The 24,253-nt window shown below is 62.8% G+C and carries 24 protein-coding genes; 12 read left to right on the top strand and 12 right to left on the bottom strand.

The window, feature by feature from the left end:
- Positions 1-121 precede the first annotated feature (121 nt).
- Together BACI9J_RS02800 and BACI9J_RS02795 are read right to left on the bottom strand one after the other, a co-directional pair.
- Positions 122-1,216 carry a pyridoxal-phosphate-dependent aminotransferase family protein gene (locus BACI9J_RS02800; RefSeq protein ID WP_159733083.1) on the bottom strand — a complete coding sequence of 365 codons (1,095 nt, stop codon included), beginning with the start codon at positions 1,214-1,216 and terminating at the stop codon, positions 122-124.
- Positions 1,217-1,242: 26 nt separating this feature from the next.
- Positions 1,243-2,484 (bottom strand): MFS transporter, encoded by a 1,242-nt coding sequence (locus BACI9J_RS02795; RefSeq protein ID WP_159733082.1) that lies wholly within the window; start codon positions 2,482-2,484, stop codon positions 1,243-1,245.
- Between the two features lie 63 nt (positions 2,485-2,547).
- On the opposite strand from BACI9J_RS02795, the gene BACI9J_RS02790 reads away from it, so the two are divergent.
- The 7 genes from BACI9J_RS02790 (at position 2,548) to purM (ending at position 8,290) form a co-directional block, all read left to right on the top strand.
- Positions 2,548-3,009, top strand: coding sequence for a winged helix-turn-helix transcriptional regulator (locus BACI9J_RS02790; RefSeq protein ID WP_159733081.1), 462 nt, complete (start codon positions 2,548-2,550; stop codon positions 3,007-3,009).
- 79 nt (positions 3,010-3,088) lie between these two features.
- Complete coding sequence (locus tag BACI9J_RS02785) at positions 3,089-3,922, top strand: phosphatase PAP2 family protein (RefSeq protein WP_159733080.1); 834 nt, start codon at positions 3,089-3,091, stop codon at positions 3,920-3,922.
- A gap of 163 nt (positions 3,923-4,085) precedes the next feature.
- Positions 4,086-4,595, top strand: a complete 510-nt coding sequence (gene uraD, locus BACI9J_RS02780) for a 2-oxo-4-hydroxy-4-carboxy-5-ureidoimidazoline decarboxylase (protein ID WP_201296488.1) — start codon at positions 4,086-4,088, stop codon at positions 4,593-4,595.
- Positions 4,592-4,933 carry a hydroxyisourate hydrolase gene (uraH, locus tag BACI9J_RS02775; protein WP_159733078.1) on the top strand — a complete coding sequence of 114 codons (342 nt, stop codon included), beginning with the start codon at positions 4,592-4,594 and terminating at the stop codon, positions 4,931-4,933. The genes uraD and uraH overlap by 4 nt, the downstream gene beginning before the upstream one ends.
- 91 nt (positions 4,934-5,024) lie before the next feature.
- A complete protein-coding gene (locus BACI9J_RS02770) occupies positions 5,025-5,357 on the top strand; it encodes a hypothetical protein (RefSeq protein ID WP_159733077.1) in 333 nt (110 codons plus the stop codon).
- A 156-nt stretch (positions 5,358-5,513) separates the two neighbouring features.
- Positions 5,514-7,145: an amidophosphoribosyltransferase gene (gene purF / locus BACI9J_RS02765; RefSeq protein WP_159733076.1), complete on the top strand. Its 1,632-nt coding sequence runs from the start codon at positions 5,514-5,516 to the stop codon at positions 7,143-7,145.
- On the top strand, positions 7,142-8,290 hold the full coding sequence (gene purM / locus BACI9J_RS02760; RefSeq protein ID WP_159733075.1) for a phosphoribosylformylglycinamidine cyclo-ligase: 1,149 nt from the start codon (positions 7,142-7,144) through the stop codon (positions 8,288-8,290). Before purF ends, purM begins: the two co-directional genes overlap by 4 nt.
- A gap of 222 nt (positions 8,291-8,512) precedes the next feature.
- Here the strand turns inward: purM and BACI9J_RS02755 are convergent, their stop codons facing one another.
- The 3 genes from BACI9J_RS02755 to BACI9J_RS02745 form a co-directional block, all read right to left on the bottom strand.
- A complete protein-coding gene (locus BACI9J_RS02755) occupies positions 8,513-9,283 on the bottom strand; it encodes a VOC family protein (RefSeq protein WP_159733074.1) in 771 nt (256 codons plus the stop codon).
- On the bottom strand, positions 9,280-10,062 hold the full coding sequence (locus tag BACI9J_RS02750) for a VOC family protein (protein ID WP_201296487.1): 783 nt from the start codon (positions 10,060-10,062) through the stop codon (positions 9,280-9,282). The genes BACI9J_RS02755 and BACI9J_RS02750 overlap by 4 nt, the downstream gene beginning before the upstream one ends.
- 182 nt (positions 10,063-10,244) lie before the next feature.
- Complete coding sequence (locus tag BACI9J_RS02745) at positions 10,245-10,469, bottom strand: DUF3073 domain-containing protein (protein ID WP_011776148.1); 225 nt, start codon at positions 10,467-10,469, stop codon at positions 10,245-10,247.
- Positions 10,470-10,712: 243 nt separating this feature from the next.
- Between BACI9J_RS02745 and BACI9J_RS02740 the strand changes: the two genes are divergently transcribed.
- The gene (locus tag BACI9J_RS02740; RefSeq protein WP_236558318.1) at positions 10,713-11,672 is read left to right on the top strand and encodes a septum formation family protein; all 960 of its coding nucleotides are present in this window, start codon (positions 10,713-10,715) and stop codon (positions 11,670-11,672) included.
- 4 nt (positions 11,673-11,676) lie between these two features.
- Here BACI9J_RS02740 and clpB read toward each other — a convergent pair whose 3' ends face one another.
- From clpB to BACI9J_RS02715, 5 genes are all read right to left on the bottom strand, one after another.
- The gene (gene clpB, locus BACI9J_RS02735) at positions 11,677-14,340 is read right to left on the bottom strand and encodes an ATP-dependent chaperone ClpB (RefSeq protein WP_159733072.1); all 2,664 of its coding nucleotides are present in this window, start codon (positions 14,338-14,340) and stop codon (positions 11,677-11,679) included.
- A gap of 483 nt (positions 14,341-14,823) precedes the next feature.
- A complete protein-coding gene (locus BACI9J_RS02730) occupies positions 14,824-15,897 on the bottom strand; it encodes a sulfate/molybdate ABC transporter ATP-binding protein (protein ID WP_159733071.1) in 1,074 nt (357 codons plus the stop codon).
- A complete protein-coding gene (locus tag BACI9J_RS02725; protein ID WP_159733070.1) occupies positions 15,894-16,706 on the bottom strand; it encodes an ABC transporter permease in 813 nt (270 codons plus the stop codon). The genes BACI9J_RS02730 and BACI9J_RS02725 overlap by 4 nt, the downstream gene beginning before the upstream one ends.
- A 16-nt stretch (positions 16,707-16,722) precedes the next feature.
- On the bottom strand, positions 16,723-17,535 hold the full coding sequence (gene modA, locus BACI9J_RS02720) for a molybdate ABC transporter substrate-binding protein (protein ID WP_159733069.1): 813 nt from the start codon (positions 17,533-17,535) through the stop codon (positions 16,723-16,725).
- Positions 17,532-17,942: a TOBE domain-containing protein gene (locus tag BACI9J_RS02715; RefSeq protein WP_159733068.1), complete on the bottom strand. Its 411-nt coding sequence runs from the start codon at positions 17,940-17,942 to the stop codon at positions 17,532-17,534. Before BACI9J_RS02715 ends, modA begins: the two co-directional genes overlap by 4 nt.
- Before the next feature lie 359 nt (positions 17,943-18,301).
- On the opposite strand from BACI9J_RS02715, the gene BACI9J_RS02710 reads away from it, so the two are divergent.
- The 3 genes from BACI9J_RS02710 to BACI9J_RS02700 all read left to right on the top strand — a co-directional run bounded on the left by BACI9J_RS02710 (position 18,302) and on the right by BACI9J_RS02700 (position 22,386).
- Positions 18,302-19,636: an FAD-binding oxidoreductase gene (locus tag BACI9J_RS02710; protein WP_159733067.1), complete on the top strand. Its 1,335-nt coding sequence runs from the start codon at positions 18,302-18,304 to the stop codon at positions 19,634-19,636.
- 131 nt (positions 19,637-19,767) lie between these two features.
- Positions 19,768-20,637 (top strand): DUF4031 domain-containing protein, encoded by an 870-nt coding sequence (locus BACI9J_RS02705; protein WP_159733066.1) that lies wholly within the window; start codon positions 19,768-19,770, stop codon positions 20,635-20,637.
- 48 nt (positions 20,638-20,685) lie between these two features.
- Entirely contained in the window at positions 20,686-22,386 is a 1,701-nt protein-coding gene (locus BACI9J_RS02700; RefSeq protein ID WP_159733065.1) for a sialidase family protein, read from the top strand.
- On the opposite strand, the gene BACI9J_RS02695 is transcribed toward BACI9J_RS02700, so the two are convergent.
- Both BACI9J_RS02695 and BACI9J_RS02690 read right to left on the bottom strand, forming a co-directional pair.
- Complete coding sequence (locus BACI9J_RS02695; protein WP_159733064.1) at positions 22,370-22,771, bottom strand: YccF domain-containing protein; 402 nt, start codon at positions 22,769-22,771, stop codon at positions 22,370-22,372. The genes BACI9J_RS02700 and BACI9J_RS02695 overlap by 17 nt on opposite strands.
- 152 nt (positions 22,772-22,923) lie before the next feature.
- Positions 22,924-23,520, bottom strand: a complete 597-nt coding sequence (locus BACI9J_RS02690) for a phosphoribosylanthranilate isomerase (RefSeq protein ID WP_159736324.1) — start codon at positions 23,518-23,520, stop codon at positions 22,924-22,926.
- Positions 23,521-23,617: 97 nt separating this feature from the next.
- Between BACI9J_RS02690 and BACI9J_RS02685 the strand changes: the two genes are divergently transcribed.
- The gene (locus tag BACI9J_RS02685; protein WP_159733063.1) at positions 23,618-24,247 is read left to right on the top strand and encodes a HutD/Ves family protein; all 630 of its coding nucleotides are present in this window, start codon (positions 23,618-23,620) and stop codon (positions 24,245-24,247) included.
- Positions 24,248-24,253: the final 6 nt, after the last annotated feature.

Raw genomic sequence — 24,253 nt, 5'->3', positions numbered from 1 at the left:
CGGCAGCGCGGGACGTGAGCGAGCGATGCGCCCAAGCACGCGGGATGTGAGCGAGCGATCCACCCAAGCACGCGGGACGTGAGCGAGCGATCCACCCAAGCACGCGGGACGTGAGCGAGGATCAGACTTTGGAGATGGCCTCTTTCAGCGCGCCCAGCACCAAGGTCACGGAAGCGGGGTTGGCGTTCGGGCCCATCATGCCGATGCGCCACACAGTGTCCGCGAACTCCCCCACCCCGGAGCCGATTTCCATACTGAAGTTCTCCAGGAGGTAAGCGCGGACGGCAACCGAGTTGACGCCGTCGGGCACTTTGACGGTGGTGAGGCTCGGCAGCCGGGAGCCTTCGGCGGCGAACAGTTCCAAGCCCATGTCCTGCAGCCCGTTCTGCAAAGCAGTGCCGGCCGCGAGATGCCGGGCCTGAACATTCTCCAAGCCCTCTGCGAGGATGCGGTCCAGAGCAGCTTCAAGGCCGGCGATCATGGTGACCGGTGCCGTGTGGTGGTACGTCCGGGCGCCGCTGGCCGCTCCGACGTACCCGCCGAGCAACCCGATATCGAGGTACCAGGAGCGCGGATCCTTGACGCGGCGTTCAAAGGCGCGATCGGACACTGTGAAGGGCGAAAGTCCCGGCGGGACACCCAAACATTTCTGCGTTCCGGCGTATCCGACGTCGATCCCCCAGTCGTCTGCCAACAATTCCAGTCCGCCGATGGAAGTGACGGCGTCGGTGATCAACAGTGCGTCGCCCTTGCCGGCACCCAACGCCGCGATATCGGAGAGCACGCCCACAGAAGTCTCGGCATGGACGGCGGCAATGACTTTGGGGTTAGGGTGCGCTGCGAGCACACGCTCGGCATCCACGGGCTGGCCCCATTCGTGATCGACCCGGACCACGGCGGCCCCGCAACGCCGCGCGACCTCGCACATCCGCGCCCCGAATAGTCCGTTGACAGCGATTACTGCCACGTCGCCGTCGGACACGGTGTTCACAAAGGCCGCTTCCATGCCGCCCGAACCGGTGGCACTCAACGGGAGTGTCCGCGCGTTGGACGTGCCCCACACAGTCCGGAGGCCCTCGCAGGTGTGGTCCAGCCGCTCGATGAACACAGGATCGAGGTGGCCGAGCACGGGGTAGGCCAGGGCGGCCATGGCTTCGGGGTAGCAGTTGCTCGGGCCAGGGCCGAACAGGAACCTGGACGTCAGTATGTGCTGCATATGCGAACTCCTTCAGCTGGTTGAGGTCATTCTGCCCCACCCGGCTGGGTGGAGCGAACCAAACGCGCGCCGGGGTCCTGCTTCCGGCGGCGCTCCATTCCCCAGACGGCAAGCGCGAGAAGCGCGAACCCTGCTCCCAGAACGCTGGCACCGGTCCAGCCCCAAGCGTCGAACACGGGCGTCACAGCCGCAGCTCCCAAGGCGCTGCCCACCGAGTAGAACACCATGTAGCTGCCGATGATGCTGCTGGCCGACTCTGCGGCGCCTGCCACAATCATGGTTTGGCTGCTGACATGGACAGATTGCACCGCGGCGTCCAGCACGATGATGCCGGCGATGAACCAGAGCAGGGACCAGCTTCCCAAGGACAGCGCGAGCCACGAGACTAGGAGCGCCATCAAACTGATGCCCGTGACCCGTTGTCCCCATCCGCGATCGGCCGCAGCACCAGCCTTGGACGCCGCCAATATGCCTACGAGGCCAGCCAGCCCGAAAAGTCCGATCACGCCCGGGGGAAGGTTCCACGCGGGACCGCTGAGCAACAAAGACATGCCGTTCCACAGCACCCCAAAAGACGCAAACAGCAGCATGGTGATGAGCGCCCGTGTCCGGAAAAGGGGGTTACGCCGCGTTAGGACGACTACGGAGGAAACGGCCGGCCAATACCTGGTCGGTCCTCTTCCGGACTGCTCCTTTGGAAGGGCGAGGAGGACTGACAGCGACAGAACCACAGCAGCAGCCGCAGCGAAAACATAAACAGACCTCCATCCCCACAGCTCGGTCATCCCGCCCGCCACGGTCCGGGCAAGGATGAGGCCACTCACGACGCCGGCAGTGACGGTACCGATGTTTCCGCCCCTTTTGTCCGGGGTACTGGATGCTGCCGTGTACGCCACGATGGTTTGCACCACGGATGAGGCCAACCCCAGGATGGCGAAGGCTAGCAGCAAGGCCGCTTGGGACAAAGCAAGGGTCACGGCACCAGCGCCCACCGCGCTGGCTCCTACTTGGACGCTGATGAGAGCGCGGCGGTCCACTATGTCCCCCAGTGGCACCAGGAAAACCAATCCCAGCAGATACCCGGCTTGGGATGACGCCACGACCCACCCGATGTGAGCCAAGGAGATACCCAAGTCCGTCCCCATGCTCTCCAATAGCGGCTGCCCGTAGTAGATGTTGGACACCATGAACCCGGCCACGACGGCGAGCAGAAGGAGTAAGCCACGGCTCACTCCCGGAGGCGATCCGGTCAGCTGGTCGCTGCTCATCATTGTGGCCTCCGAAGTATGGTTTCAATATGCAACCATTTGACCCTATGGCAGAATGGTTGCATGTTGCAACCAAGCGCGCCGGAGTGGACCGATTCCGAATGCCCCGTAGCGAGGACCGCGGACCTTGTGGGTGACAAGTGGATCCTGCTGATCATCCGCGACTCCTTGGACGGCAAGCATCGCTTCTCGGAATATGAACGGTCGCTGGGAGTGGCGAAGAACATCCTTTCGGACCGCCTTCGACTGCTCGTGGAGAGGGGGATTCTGATCCGAATAGCCAATGACCGAGGCACTCGCAGCGAATATCAGCTCACCAGCGCGGGACGTGACCTTTTCACCCTGATCCTCAGCCTCCGGCAGTGGGGTGAACGCAACGCCTTTGGCGCCGACGAAGCTCACTCCACGCTCGTGGACCCCGCTACAGGCGAGCCGGTCCCCAGACTCCGCGCACTCCGGGAAAACGGCGCAGAGCTCACGCCGGAAACGACCCACCTGGTCAAGACCGCCGAATCACAGCAGTAAAGACCAGCACCAGGGCCCCCCAGCCCAAAATGCTAAGGTTACTCACCAATACTGAGGCCGCCACGGATAGGGGACGAGAGTGACGACTGAAGGAAAAGGGGCGCCCGAGCAAGGCGTCACCGGCGAAGTCAGCCAGGACCGGTTCGTTGCCGGGCAGGACCTGACGCGATGGAAAACGCCTGTTGGCCGGGTGCTGGCCGGAGCTGCTGAAAAAGTCACCTCTCTGTTGGGCCCTTATGCCGCACTGATCATCACCCTGATTGTGGGGCTCGCCGTTGCCTTGTCACTGGCTTGGGTATTTGGGGAAGTGTACGAATCCGTCACTGAGGCCGACGGCGTGGCGGGCCTGGACGATCCAGTACTGGCAGCAGCCAAAACATTACGCTCCCCCGCCTTGGACTTTGCCGCCACGGCGTATACCAATGTTGGCGGCACCGTGGGCATGCCCCTCATCGCCGTTGGCATCATGATTTTCCTCGCCACGCGGCGGAGGTCATGGACTCCGGTCATCCTGATGCTCGCTGCTGGACTGGGGTCGCTGCTGATCACCATTCTGGGTAAGCCGCTCTTCGGCCGAGCCCGCCCGGATCTTGCCGACGCCATCCCACCCTACGAACACTCGGCATCATTCCCCAGCGGCCATTCACTGAACTCGATGGTGATCGCCGGAATTGTGGCGTATCTGATCATCCTGAGGCTCAAGACCACCAAGGCCAGGGTCATCACGGTGCTCCTGGCGGCAGCGTTCGCCTTCACCATGGGCCTGAGCCGGGTATATTTGGGCCACCACTGGCTCACGGACGTCCTGGCCGCCTGGGCTATTGGCATCGCTTGGCTGGCATTGGTCATCACGGCCCATCGCCTGTACCTCACTGTAAGAACACGCCGCCATAGAGTGGCCACAGAGGGGTAGTCTCTTGACACCGGACCGCTCACTCGGCTTAACTGAATTACGTATGCTGAAATAACAGTTCCATGATGCGGAAGCTTGAAGCACGGGCTTCCTCCTGCACCAACAGGAGTTCCGCATAGCCCACACCATGGATGCCAGCATTTTGCATGAGGATGACACAAGCATGGAGCTTGCAGTATTCAACAGTGTTGACCGGGAAGAGGCCGTCAGGACCCTCACCCCTTGCCTGGACATCAGCCGCTGGGTTGAAACCATCGTGGACGCCCGCCCCTACGCCAGCGTTGACGAACTCCTGGGGCAAGCCCAGCGTGCCGCCGAGCCGTTCACGGCGGCCGAGGTGGAGTCCGCTATGGCGCACCACCCCCGGATCGGCGAACGACCCAAAGCCCAAACCACAGAGGCGGCCATGTCTCGTTCCGAGCAGGCAGGAGTGGACCCCGGCGATAGCGCCACCACCACCGCACTTGCCGAGGGAAACCGGGCCTACGAGGAAAAATTCGACAGGGTCTTCCTGATTCGCGCTGCCGGTCGCAGCGCACGGGAAATGCTCAGCGCCCTCCAGGAACGCCTCACCCACACCCCCGAAGAAGAAGACACAATCGTGGCCGGCCAGCTGCGGGAGATCGCACTGCTGCGCCTCTCCGGACTGATCAGCGAAGGAGTCAACGCATGAGCGTTTCACAAGTCACTACCCACATCCTGGACACCGGTTCCGGACGCCCGGCGGCGGGTGTCGCCGTCGTACTTTACGTCCGCGAAGGCGACGACTGGGCCCTGGTGGCGAAGGGCGAAACCGACGCCGACGGCCGCATCAAGACCCTCGGTCCGGAACGGATTCCCGGCGGCGCTTACCGCCTGAACTTCGCCACGGGCGCATATTACGAAGGCCTCGGCACCGAGACGTTCTTCCCGGAAGTCGACCTGAACTTCACAGTTTCCGACGCCGGCGAGCACTATCACGTGCCGCTCCTGCTGAGCCCGTTCGCGTTCTCAACGTACCGCGGCAGCTAACGCACCCCGCCGAGTTGCCAGTTAAACCCCATGTTTCCCTAAAACATGGGGTTTAACTGGCACTTGGGCGGGGAACGGTACGCTTGAAGGCATGGCTTCAGAGGACACCACCCCCAACTCCGCCCGCCGCGAGATCACGGTTCGCCGGGCACCCAAGTTTGTACCCTTCATGATTTTGGGAGCCGTGGTTGGCGCAATCGTGGCCGCAATCATCGCTTACGGTCGCCAAGCCGACCCCGCTTTCGACGCCGGCACCGTGTTCGGCTTCTTCCTGATCGTCTGTGCAGGCGGCGGCGTCATTCTCTTCTCGATCCTCGCCCTCATCCTGGACCGGATCAGCGTCAAGCGCACCCAGCGCGCCGTGGTGGAGCCCGTTCCGGATTCGGTTCCTGACGAAGGACCAGAGCACGACGACGTCCGCTAAGTCGGGCGGTCGGCCCGCCTCTTCACGGGATTAACTCCGGCGGCGAGTGTGAGACACACCGCATTTTCGCGGTAACACGCCAGTTCTTCGCCCATTCCGGGGGTCACATAGCCCGCAGGGGAACGTACCACGCCTACATCATGAGACAATCGACCAGTGGCACGTGGCGACGGAAAACTTTCTCATGATCTTCTCCCCGGCGAAAAAGGCCCTCAGGACGCTTGTGGCGTCTTTGGGGTTTGGGCTCCCGGTGAAGAAGTAGCAAAACTCACCTATTACGGGCTGTATGCGCTGCAGCACCGCGGACAAGAATCGGCTGGTATAGCTACCAGTGACGGCAAGCGCATCAATGTCTATAAGGACATGGGCCTTGTGTCCCAGGTCTTCGATGAGACAACCCTGAACACCCTTACCGGGCACCTGGCCGTTGGCCACTGCCGGTACTCCACCACCGGTGCAAGCCACTGGGCCAATGCGCAGCCAACCCTGGGTGCAACAGCAACCGGCACGGTTGCCTTGGCTCACAACGGCAACCTGACCAACACCGCTGAGCTCCGGGAAATGATCCTTGAGCGCAACGATGGCCAGCTGACCGGTGAAATGAAGCAGGGCAATACCTCGGACACCGCCCTGGTGACCGCTCTCCTTGAGGGCGAAGAGGGAAAGACCCTGGAGCAGACCGCTCTGGAGCTGCTGCCCAAGATCAAGGGTGGCTTCTGCTTCGTCTTCATGGATGAAGGAACCCTCTACGCCGCCCGCGATACTTACGGCATCCGTCCGCTGTGTCTGGGCCGTTTGGAGCGCGGCTGGGTTGTGGCCTCCGAGCAAGCCGGCCTGGCCACCGTTGGCGCCAGCTTCATCCGCGAGATCGAGCCCGGCGAGTTCATTGCAATCGACGAGGACGGCGTTCGTTCACAGCGCTTCGCCGAGGCAACTCCTGCCGGCTGCGTCTTCGAATACGTCTACCTCGCCCGCCCGGATGCTGCCATTGCCGGCCGCTCCGTGTACGAGGCCCGCGTGGAAATGGGCCGCCAGTTGGCCCGCGAAAACACGCACGAGGCCGACCTCGTTATCCCGGTTCCCGAATCCGGTACGCCCGCCGCTGTTGGCTATGCAGAACAGTCCGGCATCCCGTTCGCCCATGGTTTCGTCAAGAACGCCTACGTCGGCCGCACGTTCATTCAGCCTTCGCAGACACTGCGCCAGCTGGGTATCAGGCTCAAGCTCAACGCTTTGGAATCGGTAATCCGGGGCAAGCGTATTGTTGTGGTGGATGACTCGATCGTCCGCGGCAACACCCAGCGTGCCATTGTTCGGATGCTCCGCGAAGCCGGTGCCGCAGCTGTGCACGTGAAGATTTCCTCTCCCCCGGTTCAATGGCCCTGTTTCTACGGCATCGATTTCGCGTCCCGCGCGGAACTGATCGCCAACGGCGCCACCATCGAGGAAATCTCCACGGCAATCGGTGCTGACTCGTTGGCCTACATCTCCGAAGACGGCATGATCGGCGCTACCCAGCAGCCGCGCGAACGCCTCTGCACCGCCTGCTTCACTGGCAAGTACCCCATCGAGCTGCCGCACGCGGACAAGCTGGGCAAGAACCTGCTGGAGCGCACCGACCTCGGTGGCCTGCCTTCTGCCTCCGAAGCTGACTCCGTGGATGATTCCGAGGACCCTGCCGAGAAGCCCGGCGCAACGGGTTGCGACCCCGGACCCGACGCCGAATTTGAAAACCTCCTTACCGACGCTGATCGTTTGACCGACGCCGACAAGAAAGAGTCTGTATGAGCTCCGCAACACCCGCCGCTGAGAATAACTCCGGTATCACCTACGCCTCTGCGGGTGTGGACGTCGAAGCGGGAGACCGCGCAGTCGAACTCATGAAGGGCGCCATCAAGGCGACGCACAACTCCTCGGTGATTGGCGGCGTCGGCGGATTCGCCGGCCTGTACGACGTCTCACAGCTGCTGACCTACAAGAAGCCGTTGCTGGCAACGTCCACGGACGGTGTTGGAACCAAGGTTGCCATTGCGCAGGCCATGGACATCCACGACACCATCGGTTTTGACCTGGTTGGCATGGTGGTGGATGACATCGTTGTGGTGGGTGCTGAGCCGCTCTACATGACCGACTACATCGCTTGCGGCAAGGTTGTCCCGGAACGCATCGCTGACATCGTCCGCGGCATCGCAGCTGCCTGCTCCGTGGCCGGCACCGCCCTGGTGGGTGGCGAAACCGCTGAGCACCCGGGCCTCCTGGGCGAGCACGAATACGATGTTGCAGGTGCCGCTACAGGCATCGTCGAGGCCGACGCCCTGCTCGGCCCGGACCGCGTCCGCGCCGGCGACGTCGTGATCGGCATGGCATCCTCCGGCCTGCACTCCAACGGCTACTCGCTGGTCCGCCGAGTCATCAACCACGCCGGTTGGGCACTGGACCGTCAGGTATCCGAGCTCGGACGCACCCTGGGTGAAGAGCTCCTGGAGCCCACCCGCGTTTACGCAGCCGACTGCCTCGACCTCGCCCGCACCTTCCCCGTACACTCCGCCAACGCAGTTCATGGCTTCAGCCACGTCACCGGTGGTGGCCTGGCCGCCAACCTGGCCCGCGTCCTCCCGCAGGGCCTCGTGGCCACGGTTGACCGCAACACCTGGGAACTGCCGGCCATCTTCAAGCTGGTCTCCGAGCTTGGCAACGTTCCGCTGGCCGACCTCGAGCGAACGCTCAACCTCGGCGTAGGCATGGTTGCCATTGTTTCCGCCGAAGCAGCAGACGCTGCAGTGGCCCGCCTCAACGACCGCGGCCTGCCGTCCTGGGTCATGGGTACCGTTTCGGCTGACAGCGACTCGATCGACAAGACCGGCCCGGACTACGTCCAGGGTGCCAAGGGCGTCGACGGCGGCGCTGTACGTTTGGTGAACGCCTACGCCTAAGCGATTTATCGCCTTGTAGAGAGAGCGCCTTGTAGAGACAGCGGCTTGTAAAGAGAGCGGCTTGTAAAGAGAGCGGCTTGTAAAGAGAGCGGCTTGTAAAGAGAGCGGCCGGGCAGTCAACAACTGCCCGGCCGCTCTTTTGCTTCTCCTATACCCGTCTAGGTAGCAGATCAGGCCGTTCTCAGCGCTCATAACGACCTGATCTGCGACCCAGTTGGGTTCTTAGACCTGGATCAGGCTCAAGACCCCGCCCTGCGGATCCTGGATGGTGGCGAGGGATCCTGTTTCGGGTTTGTCCTCCGGCTCCACCAAAAGCCCGCCTCCCGCGGCAACTGCGGCTTCCGCGGCTTTGCTCAGATCCGCTACACCAAAGTAAATCTGCCAGCCGGCGTCATCACCTTCACCGGCAGGAACAACGCCGGCCACCTCGTCACCATTGACCATCAGCGTGCTGTAGCTGCCGCCGTCGTCTTGGGGATATTCGGTGACTTCATGCCTGAAAAGCTGCTGGAAAAATGCGACGGCGGCTTGCGGCTCAGGCGTCAACAACTCCGCCCACGCCAGCGCGCCGGGCTCATTGAACAAGTGAGTACCCACATGTGTGCCTGCTTGCCAGATACCGGTGGTTCCGCCGCCCGGTGGCTCAATAAACGCCAGGACGCCCGTATCCGCCACAGCCTCGGGACCAAACTGTAGCTTCCCGCCTGCCTGGACCGCTTCCTCGGCGATTTCCTCGGTGTCAGTGGCCGAGATGTAGATGTTCCACTGGCCATGCGTTCCTGCGACCTCCTGCATGGGATTCTGCGGGGCGATCACGGCCACCAGCTGATCCTTGACGAACGCCTGCGCATAGCTGCGGCCGTCCGGCGTGGGCAGGTCCTTGAAGGTCCAGCCGAACACCCGCCCATAGAAGGTCTTGGCTGCCGCGACGTCCCTCGTCTGGAGGTCCGCCCAGCACGGCTCGCCACTGGAATAGTGCTTGCGTGAAGTCATGCTGCCAAGCCTGTCATGATGCTGAACGCCGCGCCTGCCGGGTCCATGAGCACTGCCATCCGTCCAACCCCGGGCACATGGAAAGCTGGGGCGATCACGTGGCTACCCAACTCAACGGCCTGCTCCACCGAGGCATCAATGTCCACCACGTTGAAGTACGTCATCCAGAACGGCGACAGCCCTTCAATAGGCAACGTGAGCGCCCCGGCGACTCGCCTCCCATTCACCAGCAGGCTCGTGTACTCCTGCAAGTCACCGGCTGGCTCGGTTTCACTGCTGCAGCCGGTCACGGCCTCATAGAACGCCACGGCCTTAGGGACGTCGTTCGTCTGCAGTTCATTCCAGATCATGGCCCCTGGTTCGTTCACCAGGCCCGACCCCGGATGGTTGCCGGCCTCCCAGAAAGCAATCTGCGCTCCGGTGGGATCTGTGGCGAAGAACATACGCCCGCTGCCGTTTGGGACGGAGTCAGGAGGGGAAAGGAGGGTTCCGCCAGCGGCTTCCACACGCCGGGCAGCCTCGTCCGCGGAATCCACAGCCAGGTAATTTGCCCAATATGACGGCATTCCCGGCGGAGAATCCGGTAACTGCTGCATCATTCCCGCGACGTAGCGGCCCTTTAGTTTGGCCATGTAATACGTCATGCCATTTCCGGCGTCCATGGCCTCCAGCTCCCACCCGAAGAGGTCGCTGTAGAACTTCCTGGAAACATCAATGTCGGTGGAGGACAGGTCCACCCAACACGGTGTTCCCTGCTGATAACTCTCGACCTCCGGCATGGTGACCCTTTCGATGCGCCCGGACTCCAGCCTACGCAAAAAAGGGCCCTCAGGGTACGCCAATGAAAGGCGTGGCCTGAAGGCCCTTTTCAAAAGATATACGGCATCCGGAAATGCGCGATGACCTAATGTACGACGGCGGTCCGCAACTCAGCGCCCAGGGCACCTGTTGGTTGCGACAGCTATCCGATCCGACGGGTGTCTACCTCGTCGTCGTCATCTTCCGCGTACTTATCCTCGTAGGCCGAATAGTCCGGCTCCGGGGGATCGTCGGGGAAGTGGCTCTTTACACGACTGGACGGACCCGTGAGCTCCCGCTCAAGTGCCGAATAGTCAGTGTTCGGGGAGTAGTACTTAATATCCCGAGCCTGCTTGGTAGCTTTTGCCTTTTGACGGCCGCGCCCCATGGCGTGACCCCCTTTTGTACTTGGACCGGAGGTGGTCACCTTGGCTATCGGTGAGGCCCCGGAATGTTTGGTCAATTTGTCGTATGTCTAGATTACATGCTTTCGAGGGTGCCTGCGCGCCACCCGGGCCCCGCGTCCGGGCCGACTACAGTCGAAACCACGCCTTTACACCTCCAAGAGAGGCGAAAATTGGGTAGAGTCTGCCTCAATGCGGCTCCACAGCAGGAAGGCACACCCCGGAATATGAGCCAGGACAACACTTCACCCCGCGATGGTTCTCCACGCGAACAAGGCGAGGATGGAGGACCTTCCGCGCCCCAAACGCCGCCCTCACCGGGCCAACAACCGTCGGCAGCTCCTTGGACGCCGCCCTCAGGCCTGCAACCGGACCCCGCACCTGACTTGGACCCCGACTTTGTCCCAAACCCGGCAGACCAGCCTGACCCCGCGCTGCCACCTGCGGAAGCTGGGCAAAGCCAGAAAACTGATGCACCCATTTTCGCCGGGCCGCAACCTTACGCGGGGCAGCAACCGTTCGCCGGGCAGCAGCCCTACGCGGGGCAGCAACCTTACGCGGGGCAGCAACCGTTCGCGGGGCAGCAGCCCTACGCCGGCCAGCAACCTTATGCCGGGCAGCAGCCCTATCCTGGCCAGGAATGGCCGCCGGCGCCCAACGGGCAGCCGGAACCTCACGGGGATCCGGTCAAGCGGCAGCGGTGGGTCATTGGCGGAATCGTTGTTGGCGTTCTGATACTCATTGGCGTTGTGATCTGGGTCCTGCTCAATCTGCTGGGGACCCGACCTGAAGCATCGGTGTCCTCGCCCAGCGCAGCACCCACAGCCGGTCCCCTCCCCCGCGATGCGGAAGCCAAGGATTTCCAGGTGGGCGACTGCTTCTCCGATTTTGATGCCAATTCCTCAAAAGCCAGAGCGGTGGCTTGCGATACTGAGCACTCGGCCCAACTCGGCGCCGTTTTCAGCTACGCGGCCGACGAGTCCTTCCCCGGAACCAACGCTCTGAGGGATAAAGGACGCGAGGTCTGCAAGGACGTGAAGCTCAACGAGGCGGCCGACAATTACGTGCTGCTCCAGCAGAACGTCTACCCGAGCACCACCAGTTGGGATCGGGGCGACCGCCGCGTTGATTGCTTCATCGTGGTGGATTCAGGCAACACCATCAAGGAAGATCTCCTCAAGAAGTAGCCTGCTATCCCTGCTTCCTGCGGACCGTGAGGCCCGTTCCTGCGGGAGTGCCGCCGTCGGGACCCGTGAGGGCTTCAAAGCCCTCAACGGTGAGTTCGTCGAGGTCAGCGGCGGTGTCCACCAGCACGGTGTCGCCGTCCATGATCTCGCCGGCAAGGATCTCCTTGGCCAGACGGTCGCCGATTTCACGCTGGACAAGCCGGCGTAGGGGTCGCGCGCCGTAAGCGGGGTCGAAGCCGGACATCGCCAACCATGCACGGGCTCCGTCGGTGACTTCGAGGCTGAGCCTACGATCCCGGAGCCGGTTGCTCAGCTCGGCGACGTGTAGCTCCACAATCCTGGCAAGTTCCTCCACAGACAACGGGTCGAACAGGACGATCTCATCCAGACGGTTCAGGAACTCGGGCTTGAACGATGCCTGCACCACGGCCATCACAGCGTCCCGTTTGGCTCTTGCATCCAAGGACTGATCCACAAGGAACTGACTTCCGGAGTTGGAGGTCAGCACCAAGATGGTGTTGCGGAAGTCCACGGTGCGGCCCTGGCCGTCCGTGAGGCGCCCATCATCCAGGACCTGCAGGAGGATATCGAAGACCTCAGGGTGGGCCTTCTCCACCTCGTCCAGAAGCACAACAGAGTAGGGCCTGCGACGGACAGCCTCTGTCAGTTGGCCGCCTTCTTCGTAGCCGACGTATCCCGGAGGGGCACCCACCAGGCGGGCCACCGAGTGCTTCTCACCGTATTCGGACATATCGATCCGGATCATGGCGCGTTCGTCGTCAAAGAGGAAGTCTGCCAAGGCCTTGGCCAGCTCCGTCTTTCCCACACCCGTGGGCCCAAGGAACAGGAACGAACCAGTGGGACGGTTGGGATCGCTGATGCCGGCTCGGGCACGGCGCACGGCGTCGGACACAGCCTGGACGGCTTTAGTCTGGCCGATCAGGCGCTTACCGAGCTCCTCTTCCATATGCAGCAGTTTCTGCGACTCGCCTTGGAGCATGCGGCCTGCCGGAATGCCCGTCCACGCCGAGATAACCTCCGCGATGTCATCCGCAGTGACGTCCTCCGCAACCATCAATTCCGGTTTTGAATCACTCCGGGCTGATTCCTCTTCAGCGGCAGCGCTCAACTCACGCTCCAGCGCCGGCAGCTCGCCGTAGAGAATGCGCGACGCCGATTCGAGGTCGCCTTCGCGTTGGGACTTGTCCGCAGCGGAACGCAGCTCGTCGATCTTCGCCTTGAGATCACCTACCCGGTTGAGACCGGCTTTCTCGGCTTCCCAACGCGCGTTCAGGGCGCTCAGTTCTTCGTTCTTGTCGGCTTTGTCCGCACGAAGCGCTGCGAGCCGTTCCACCGAGGCAGGATCCGTCTCACCTTGCAGGGCCAGTTCCTCCATGGTCAAGCGGTCCACGGCGCGGCGGAGTTGGTCGATTTCTTCCGGCGCGGAGTCAATCTCCATGCGCAGCCGGGACGCGGCCTCGTCAACAAGGTCAATGGCCTTATCCGGAAGCTGCCTGCCGGAGATGTACCGGTTGGACAGTGTTGCAGCTGCCACCAAAGCGGAGTCCGCAATGGCTACCTTGTGATGTGCCTCGTACCGCTCCTTGAGGCCACGGAGGATACCGATGGTGTCCTCAACGCTGGGCTCCCCGACGTAGACCTGCTGGAAACGCCGTTCCAGGGCAGGGTCCTTTTCAATGTTTTCGCGGTACTCATCCAAGGTGGTGGCACCGATCAGACGCAGCTCACCGCGGGCCAGCATGGGCTTGAGCATGTTTCCGGCGTCCATGGCACTTTCACCCGTGGCACCGGCACCCACCACAGTGTGGATTTCATCGATGAACGTGACAATTTGGCCGTTGGAGTTCTTGATTTCCTCCAGGACAGCCTTCAGACGCTCCTCGAACTCGCCACGGTACTTGGCACCTGCCACCATGGACGCAAGGTCCAAGGCGATGAGGGTTTTGCCACGCAGGCTTTCCGGAACGTCTCCGGCCACCATGCGCTGGGCAAGGCCTTCGACGACGGCAGTCTTGCCAACGCCCGGTTCACCGATCAGCACAGGGTTGTTCTTGGTGCGGCGGCTCAAGACCTGGACGACGCGGCGGATTTCGCTGTCACGGCCGATCACGGGATCCAGCTTGCCGGACCGCGCCACGGCAGTGAGGTCCGTACCGAACTTCTCCAGGGCCTGGAAAGTGTTCTCCGGATCCGGGGAATTGACGTTCCTGTCCCCACGGACACCGGGCAAGGCAGCGAGCAGCGCCTCATGGGAGGCTCCGGCGTCGCGCATCAATTTTCCCACGGCGTCACTTCCGGCCGAGAGTCCCAGCAGCAAGTGCTCTGTGGAAACAAAAGAGTCCCCGAGTTTATCGGCCTCGTTTTGGGCAGCCTGAATGGCCTGCATGGACTGGCGGGACAACTGCGCCTGCTGCACCGAGCTGCCCGAGGATGAGGGCAATGACTTGATGGCGGAGCTGGCTTGGACACTCACCGCGTCAGGGTCCGCGCCGGTGGCGCGCAGCAGTGCCACAGCAACGCCCTCGCGCTGATCCATGAGGGCCTTCAAGAGGTGGGCAGGCTCAAGCTGCGGGTTGCCCGCAGTTGAGGCGTTCATGGCGGCCGCAGAAAGGGCCTCCTGGCTTTTGGTGGTGAATTTGACGTCCAAAGAGTGCTCCCTTTCTGGAGTGATGCCTATGTGTACAAAGTTGAGTCTACTACGCTCAACTTTGCTTTGGGGTCCACTGCGTTCCATGTTTGCCCACGGCGAAACTGCTGTCCAGACAAATCCACTTCTATGTGCAAAATGGCGAACGCGGTGATGATCCCGCATCCGTTCGCGCCCTTCGCACCGGTGGGAACGGGAGCAGATGGGGGGAAGTGTTGCATGCCGTTTACGGCACAAAAAACACCCGTAGGCTGAGGCCATGGACACAATCTCCAGCGTGGATGAACTCGAAGAACTGATCGGCCTGCCCTTGGACCGCGCGTAGCGGACTGTGGGCACCGGAGACCTGGGAACCTGACGGTTTGCCCAGCATCGCTGTGCTGGCCCAAAGTTATACGCAGCCGGACACGCCTTTGGAGGAATTGGAGTCCTACTATGGGCCCTCGTACGCGGAACGAATGTACCGGGAGTAGCTGCCGGGTATCAGGCCGGGTAGACCGAAACCATCGCAGACTTGACCACAAACCTGACTTCCATACCCGCGACCAGAGCCAAGTCAGCGGACGCTGCCGGCGTGATATCGGCTGACAACGCCTGAGCCGATGGCCCGCTGCCGGCGCGAACCCGGATCTGATCCCCGTACGGTTCCAGGTCCGTAATGGTCACCGGGAACGAGTTGCGCGGGCTACCGTGCACGTCGCCCAGGAAGACGGAAACGCTCGACGGCGGGAAGGCGGCCACGCCCGCCTGCCCGGGCACAGGTGACCAGTCGGGATCGTGCTGGCCAGCGAAAAGCCGGCCATCCGGCGTCGTCATTCCCTCGGGCACAAGAGTCCCGGCCACAAGGTTGAGGCCTGCCAGTCCGGCGGCGAAATGGCTTCTTGGCTTTTCAAGAACCTGCCTCGCGAGTCCCTCTTCCGTGATGCGCCCGTTCTCCACCACAATGACACGGTTGGCGAGCATGTAGGCGTCCAGGACGTCGTGGGTGACGATGATGGCTTTACGGTCCTTCAGAACCCGTTTAAGGACCCGGCGTAGCAAGGGCGCGGCGTGGATGTCCAGCGCGGCCATGGGTTCATCGAGCAGGAGAAGCTCAGGCTCAGCGGCCAAAGCGCGTGCCACGGCAACACGTTGAGCCTGCCCGCCGGACAACTGGGCAGGCTTCCGTTCAGCCAGGTCCAGCGCATCAACTTCCGCCAGCCAATGCCGTGCGGATTCGCGTGCGGCCACCTTGGAAACGCCCGCACTGCGAGGCCCGAATGCCACGTTGTTCAGGGCATTCAGATGCGGAAACAGGAGCGCTTCCTGGGCCAGAAGTGCAGTTCCGCGCAGGTGGGGCGGGCTCCAAAAGTGGGTGCCGCCGTCGAGCGTGAACAGTTCCTTGGGGCCGATGCGCGCCGAGCCGGAATCCGGACGCAGCAGCCCCGCGATCACGCCCAGCAAGGTGGACTTTCCGGCACCGTTGGGACCCAGAATAGCTATTGTTTCGCCATCAGCGAGGCTCATGGACATCTCGAAATTCCTGTTGACGAGAGTGGCCTGCAGCTCAAAGCTCATGCTCGCACCTCCACAGGGGTGCTGCTTCGTCGGCGCCCGTAGCTAAGCCCAACCACCGCAACCGCTACCGCCACCAGCACCAAGGAAAGAGCCACAGCGGCATCGGCGTCGGTCTCGCGCTGCAAATAAATTTCCAGCGGAAGGGTGCGGGTGATGCCCTCCAAGCTGCCCGCGAAGGTCAACGTGGCGCCGAACTCGCCCAAGCTGCGCGCGAAGGACAACACGGCCCCGGACGCGAGCCCTGGCAGAACCAGCGGCAGTGTGACCCGCCGAAGGACGGTGGTGGGGCGGGCACCGAGCGTCGCCGCCACGGCCTCGTATCTGCTTCCTGCCGACCGGAGCGCTCCCTCCAGGCTGACCACCAGAAATGGCAAAGCCACGAAAGTCTGAGCCAGGACAACCGCCGTGGTGGAGAAAGCGATCTGGATTCCGGCCAGTTCAAGGGACTTTCCGAGGAGGCCCTGCCTGCCGAAGGTGTACAGCAGCGCCAGGCCGCCGACGACGGGCGGCAGCACCAGCGGCAGCAGCACGAATGAGCGGAGGAGTCTCTGCCCGGGGAACTCGCCGCGGGCAAGCACCAACGCCAACGGAACTCCCAGGACAACGCAGAGGACGGTGCTGGCGGCGGAGGTCTTCAAGCTCAGGCCCAGCGCAGCAATGGACGAATCCGAGGTGATGAGTGGGATGAACTGCGGCCAGTTCACCCGCAGCAGCATTGCCGCCAGGGGAAGAACCATCAGGAGTCCGCCCACAGCTGCAATGACATTAATCCATCGCGGGATGCCGTGGTAGCCGCTGCGCATAATCATGCCCGGGTGGCCTCCCCTACGGCGTTCCGAAGCCGGCGCCCCTGAGGACTTTCTTGCCTGCTTCACTGGTAACACTCGCCAAGAACGCGGCTGCGAGTTCCTTGTTCTTGCTGGTGCCGACTGTGGCAATGGGGTAAGTGTTGACGGCCTTGTCCGATTCCGGGAAAGGTATGCCCTTGACCTTGTCGCCGGCCGCTTTGACGTCCGTTACGTAGACCAAGCCTGCGTCAGCTTCGCCCGAGGTGACTTTGCCGAGGACATCAGTCACCGAAGATTCCTCGCTGACCGGGTTCAGTGTTGTCCCTGCAGCCTTTTCAACGGTCTCCGTTGCAGCGCCGCAGGGAACCTGGCTTGCGCAGGTCACCACTTTCACGCCGGGCTTTGCAAGATCCGCGAAGGAAGAGATCGACGCCGGATTGCCGGGCGGCACGGCGATCTCAAGGACGTTGGTAGCAAAGTTGCTTGCCGTACCGTCCACGAGGCCCTGATCGGCAAGCTTGGTCATGTTCTTGGTGTCGGCCGACGCGAAAACATCCGCCGGAGCGCCTTGGGTGATTTGCGTGACCAGATCTGATGAGCCCGCAAAGCTGAGCGTTACTTTGGTGCCCGGGTGCTGGACTTCGAATTCCTTGGCCAGCTGGGTGAAAGTAGATTTCAGGGAAGCGGCGGCGAAAACCGTGATCTCCCCGGTGATCTCCCCGGTCATGGAGGACTCCGTGCCGGCAGAGCCAGTGGACGGAGTCGGAGTGCCCGCGCCGCAGGCCGCCATGCTTGCAGTGAGCGTGCCTGCAATAAGTATTGCGGCCAGACGTTTAAGGGTGATCCTCATATGAGGCCCTTTCCCTGGGGTGTTTCGATGATGACGGTGGTGGCTTTGACTACGGCCGTGGCTACCGAACCGAGTTCAAGGCCGAGTTCGCGGACGGCTTCGCTGCTCATCAGCGACACCACGCGGAACGGCCCGCACTGAAGCTCCACCTGGGCCATGACTTTGTCCGCTGTAATTCCTGTAACCAGGCCGACGAAGCGATTGCGGGCTGAGCTTGCTGCCCGTGAGGGATCGTCCGGCAGGTGGGATTGCTCGCGGGCAAGGGTAGCGAGTTCCAGTCCGTCCACCGCCAAGCGCCCGGCTGAGTCTTTGCTGGCGGTCAGCGTTCCGTTTTCCGTCCACCGCCTCACGGTGTCATCGCTGACACCAAGGAAACGTGCGGCTTCGGAAATTCGTATCTGCGGCATATCTGCATCGTACCGCCGTATTTGCGGAGTATTGGTTCTTGGCAAGCCGCAAACGAAATATGACTCCGCAGCTCCCTTGCGGGGTGTGCTTAGCGGCGTCGCTGCGCTCGGGGGCTCGGGGGGCTTCTACCGCTGCACCCTTTGCCGCCACCCGCACCCGTTGGTGGTCCACGTCGCGCCCGGTGCCGCCCGACGCTACCGTAAGCTCTGGTGCGCGAGGCGGGAAGGGGTGCGCCGCCGTCGTCGTAACCCGAGCCGCGGGGCGGGAAGAGGTGCGCCGCCGTCGTCGGACTCTAGCCGCGGGAGACCTGCCGCCGTACCCTGTTCTAGGGGGGAGTTTCCGATGCGAAGGAACGCCCATGGAATGGATCCGTCCGAACAGCCCGGACTATGACCAAGCCCGAAAACTCTTCAATGCGATGATCGACCGCAAGCCGGCTGTCATTGCCAAATGCTCGAATGCCGGCGAGGTAGCGGAAGCGCTCAGCTACGCGCAAAACCACAATCTGGACGTTGCGGTGCGCTCGGGCGGGCATTCAGTGGCCGGCATGTCCACCAACGACGACGGCCTGGTGGTTGACGTCCGGCCCATGAAGTCGATCACCGTGGACCGCGAGATGAAGACCGCCACGGCGGGTGCCGGACTGACCTGGGGCGAGTTCGACCGCGCAACCCAGCAGTACGGGTTGGCGGTCACGGGCGGACGCGCATCCACCACGGGGGTCTCCGGCTTTACACTGGGCGGCGGCTCGGGATGGCTGGAGCGCGCCTACGGATTCGCGTGCGACAACCTGCTCTCCGTCGATCTGGTCACCGCCTCCGGCGAACAGGTAACCGCCAGCCCGGGCGAGAATCCCGAGCTCTTCTGGGCCCTTCATGGAGGCGGCGGGAACTTCGGTGTTGCTACGTCGTTGACGTTCAAACTGCACCACCTTGGACCCACAGTAGTGGCCGGCCTCTTGTTGTTCCCCGGCGAGGACGCGAAGGATTTGTCGCACGCCTTCCGGGGGCTTGCGTTGGAGGCGCCCGACGCCGTGGGGACCGCCCTCGTGTACCTCACCGCCCCGTCGGAAGAGTTTGTCCCCGAGGGGATGGTAGGCAAGCTCGCGGTCGGAATGGCTTACATCTACGCAGGCGAAGTAGAGGCCGGCGAGGAGCACGCCAAGCCGTTCAAGGACCTGGGCCCCTCGGTGGATCTGGTGTCGCCCATGGGATATGCGGACTTCCAGTGCATGATCGACGATCCCCCGGACCACTACAACTATTGGAGCGCCGACTACCATAACGAGCTCAATGACGAGGCCCTGGATGTCCTGGCGGACTCGGCGCTACGTCTACCTGGCCCACAATCCCAGCAGTTGGTGGTGCGGTGGGGCGGAGCGGTTTCCGGGCCCGCCGCCGCGAACACACCGTTGCAGCACCGTGGAGCCTCCTGGGTCAGCCATCCGTTCGGTCTGGCCGATACTGCAGAAGGCGGCCAGGAGGCAAAAGCGTGGGTCAAGCAGTTCCGACAGGACATCGCTCCGCACACCACAGGCGGCGTATGGCTGAACTTCATCGGGGACGAAGGACAGGACCGGATCATGGCGGCTTATGGCGAACAAAATTACCGCAGGCTGTCCTTGGTGAAGCGCCACTTCGATCCCGACAACGTGTTCCGCGGTAATCAGAACATCCTGCCGGCCCAACACTGAACCTTCTGAACTCCTTCCCAGTTGCCGTGATCAGCGCGGGCAGCGAAGCCTGTACTTCCGGGACGGCAAGCACGGCGGTAGACGTCCCGATGGCCGGCAACTGGGAAGGATCACATGGGTACACTTTGGCAATGGCCATCTACGTAGATCCGCCCTTGTGGCCAGCGCATGGAACCGTCTTTTCGCACTTGGTTTCGGACACGTCGCTGGATGAGCTGCACGCGTTCGCCGCCGCCGCAGGAGTTCCTGAGAGGGCCTTCGACGGAGATCACTACGACGTCCCCGAACGCCGCTATGACCACCTCGTTTCTGCGGGTGCCATCCCAGTGGAGGCCCGCATCCTGGTCCGCAAGCTTATTGCCAGCGGACTGCGCATCCCGGCTCGTGAACGGAGCAAGGCATTGACAGTACCTTTGATGGAACGTTGGAACAGCACTTACCCAGGTCATGAGGAACTGGGCCTTGAGTTGCTGGAACGCTGGGGCGAAGACCGCAGGAAGTACCACAGCCGCACACATCTCCTTGCCGTCCTGGAGGCCTTGGATGTGCTGGCAGAACCGGAACAGCCTCCCCGAACCGTGTTGCTTGCCGCCTGGTTTCACGACGCCATTTATGAAGGGGTTGCCGGGCAGGACGAAGAAGAGTCCGCCCGCTTGGCCGAAGAACGGCTCACGTCTGCTGGTTTGGCACCTCACGAGGTGGCCGAAGTGGCACGCCTCGTCCGGCTCACCAGCACTCACAAACCAAAAACGGGCGACTACGCCGGAGCTCTCCTCTGCGACGCCGATCTCTCCGTGCTCGGCGGCGATCAACAGTCCTATGCCCGCTACCTTGCCGCCGTCCGGGAAGACTACGCCCACGTCAGCGACGACGACTTCGCCAAGGGGCGCGCCGCCGTCGTGCGTCAACTCCTCAGGCTGGACCCGCTCTTCCATGGCGAACGCGCCAAGGCACTTTGGCAGGATGCCGCCCGGCGAAACCTTGCCGCTGAGCTCACCTGACGGGTTCGGCCAGCGGAACGGTGCCGCACACCGCTTAGACTAGGAGGTGTGACCTCCTACCTTCCTCCCGCTTCAGAGAATTATCCTGAGGCTTCGCCCGACGTCGAGCACGTCCTGGCAGTGCGCGGCGTCGGCGGCTACCGGCAGTACCGAATCCCAGCCCTGGCAGTCAGCACGCGGGGCACCCTACTAGCCGCCTACGACGGCAGGCCAAATCTGGACGACCTCCCCAACCCCATTGATCTCCTGCTCCGGCGGAGTCACAACAACGGCGTGACGTGGGGGCCACAACAGCTTGTCCGGACGGGCTCCGGGTTGCAAGGTTTTGGAGATCCCAGCCTGTTGGTGGACACCCGGACGGGCCGGATCTTCATGTTTCATGCGGCCGGAACCCACGCTGGCTTCTTCGAAGCGGTCACCGGGATGGAGCCCGACGACGACGTGCAGCACGCGGACGTCAGCTATTCAGACGACGACGGCGACACCTGGCAGCACCGTCGTCTCACCGCGCAGCTCAAGCTCGCCCACCCTGGGATTACAGGGCTTTTCGCCGCAGCCGGTCAAGGAATCCAGCTCCACGCCGGACCCTTCAAAGGCCGTTTGGTGCAGCAGTACGTGGTGCTGGTGGACGGCACCATTATGGCCGCGTCAGCTTTCAGTGACGATCATGGGGATACCTGGACTTTGGGTAGCTTGATAGGGCCGGGGCCCACTGGTGTTGGGCCCAATGAGAACAAAGTGGTGTGCTTGGAAGACGGCCGGCTCCTGCTGCATTCGCGCGCAACTCCCTGCCGTTTGGCGTCCGTTTCAGAAGACGGTGGGCGCTCCTGGAGTCCGCTGGACCCTGTTGCCGACTTGCCGGATCCCAGTGACAACGGCTCATTGACCCGCTTCGACGGCCTACCTGGAGTTGTTTCCTGCACTTCTCCGACAACCGCCACGTGGCTGCTCGCCAGCAACAACCACGACCCGCATCTTCGCCGGAACACCGTACTCAGCATGTCTACGGACAATGGCGCCACCTGGCCGGCCAAACTGACGGTGTGCCGGGGAAGCTCGTCGTACTCTACGGTGACCAGGCTGCCGAACGGGAACATCGGAGTGCTGTATGAACGGCAGGGGTACCGGGAGATCGTTTTCGCTTCAATCCCCGCCGAGCAGTTGACGGGGCAACCTCGCGTTTCCTCGACGGATGCCCTCGCCGTCACCGAACCCGCTGGCTTGGTCTTCCACATGGAGCTGCGTTCCATCACGCCCGGCCGGCCCTCAGCCTGGCGGAATTCCGGTGATTTCCATGTGATCCCCTCCACCAGTGGTGGCCAATGGGACGTCCAAACGTGGAAGGAAATCGGACAGGGCTACTCCGGGGACCAAGTCCTCGGAACCCGTGAAGCCCAGGACCTCAACTACGGCCCCATTGTCCCCGGCTACAAAACGGGGGACATCCTCGCCTTTACCGGACGGGTCCGCAACTGCAGCACCAAGCCGGTCACCGGCGTCGTACTTCTGGGACCGCACAACAACGCGGACGCCTTCCCGGCCACCGACCTTCTGCCCGGTGAACACACGCTCTACTTCACCCCGACCTACACCATCACTGAAACGGACCTCGCTCAGAACAGCCTGGACGTCGTGTTCACGGTGGAGGCCGACGGCGGTGCCGTGCGCTTGGCGCGGACGTTTCGTTTCGATCTGCGCAGCGGTGCCGTTGCTGAGTTCCAGCGGCGCAGTGTTAGCGGTAGGTGCTGACGAACGGCTGGCTGGTGGGCACAATCTGCTTGCCGAGCGGCATCAGTGACACCGGGATCAGCTTCAGGTTGGCGATGGCCAGCGGAATACCGATGATGGTGATGGCCATGGCAACTGCCGTGACCACATGCCCGATCGCAATCCAGATGCCTGCAACCAAGAGCCAAATTACGTTGCCCAGGAGCGCAAACACCCCGGAACCGCCCGGTTTCTCAACCACCATCTGACCGAAGGGCCACAGGCAGTAGGCGCCGATCCGGAAGGAAGCGATGCCCCACGGGATGGTCACGATGAGCACGCAGCAAATAATGCCCGCCGCGAAGTAACCCAGGGCAAGCCAGAACCCGCCGAAGACAAGCCAGATGACGTTAAGGAGCGTTTTCATAGTCCTCATTCTCCCCCGCCGGACCGACAAAAAGCCTAGGGGTCTGCCCTGAATCTTCCCTGACTTCCAGCTTCTCTTCGTGCTGCGCCGGCCGTCACCGGTCATCGATCTGCGCCCGGAGAGCTTCCACTTCCACCGGCCCGATCAGCGAATCAAGCCTTGACAGCCTCGACGAAAGCGCGGATCTTGGCCAGGTCCTTCACTCCGCGGGATGCCTCGACGCCGGAGGACACGTCCACTCCCCATGCGCCGGCCGCAGCTGCAGCGAAAGCCACATTGCCGGATTCGAGCCCTCCGGCAAGAAGCCACTGACGCCCATCAAGTCCTTTGGCGCGCACGGAAGCGTAGTCCCAGGACTCCCCTGACCCGGGCACCGCAGCGTCGATCAGGAAAACGTCCTCGCCCAGATCAGCGAACTCGTCCTCCGAGGCTCCCATGGTGACGGCCCGGATAAGACGCATACCGGCGTCGTGCACTGTAGTAACGTCCTCGGCTGTCCGGTGACCGTGCAACTGCACCCATTCAAGACCGGCTGCGCGTGCCGTAGCCACTGCGTCTGTTGCGGCCTCATGCCGAAAAACACCCACCGCGCGCACCCCCTCGGGCACCAGCGGCAGCAGGATGCGTGCCTGGTCCGGGCTGACCTCACGCGGGCTGGCGGTGAGCACAAAACCAACGGCGTCCGCACCGGCGTCCACCGCTGCACGCACGGATTCGGGCGTGCTCAAGCCGCACACTTTGACGAACATTCCCGCGCCTCCAGCCGTAGTCACAACGTTTTCCACATATGACGTTAGCAAGCCGCAATGCCAACGTAGAAGCCGCGTCCACCACTAGGCTGGTCGAATGGAGATTATCCGCTTTGCCGACGTCCGTCCCGAACCGTGGCGTAACGGGGGTGGGGTGACGCGCGAACTCGCCAGTCATCCGAAAGCCGCCTCTGCGCAGGACGGTGCATGGGATTGGCGCGTCAGCATCGCAGACGTTTCAAAAGCTGGCCAGTTTTCCGTGTTTCCGGGCATGGAGCGGGTCATCACCATCATCGACGGCGAATTGCTGCTTCTCAGCGTGGACGGCGCGGAACACCCCCTGGAGAAATACCGCCCGTTCCGTTTCTCGGGGGAGGCCGATTCGTCGGCAGCTCTTCCCACTGGCGACATCCGGGATCTGAACGTCATCGCCCGCGCAGGTGCTTTCAAGGGCTACACCTCCATTGTGGAGATCTCCAAGAAGCGCGCCCATCCGGTTTTCGAAGGCCAACTGGCCGTGCTGCTTGAGGGTAAGGCAACTGTTGCGCCCGGGGCGCCCGTGGAGGAAGAGGCCGACGGCGACGACGCAGCACCCAGCGCCGAGGCACCGATCGAGTTGTCCCGCTATGACGCCGTGGTGGGCTCGGATACACGCAGTCCTGAGATCTCCGGCCGCGGCTTCATCGCGGTGATCTCCATCGACCATGTAGAGCCTGCTCACGCCTGAGCTGGT

It is taken from the genome of Arthrobacter sp. 9V (assembly GCF_902506065.1).
Lineage (GTDB): Bacteria > Actinomycetota > Actinomycetes > Actinomycetales > Micrococcaceae > Arthrobacter.
The sequence above is the reverse complement of the archived record's forward strand: the minus strand, read 5'-3'. Positions and strand labels throughout refer to the sequence as shown.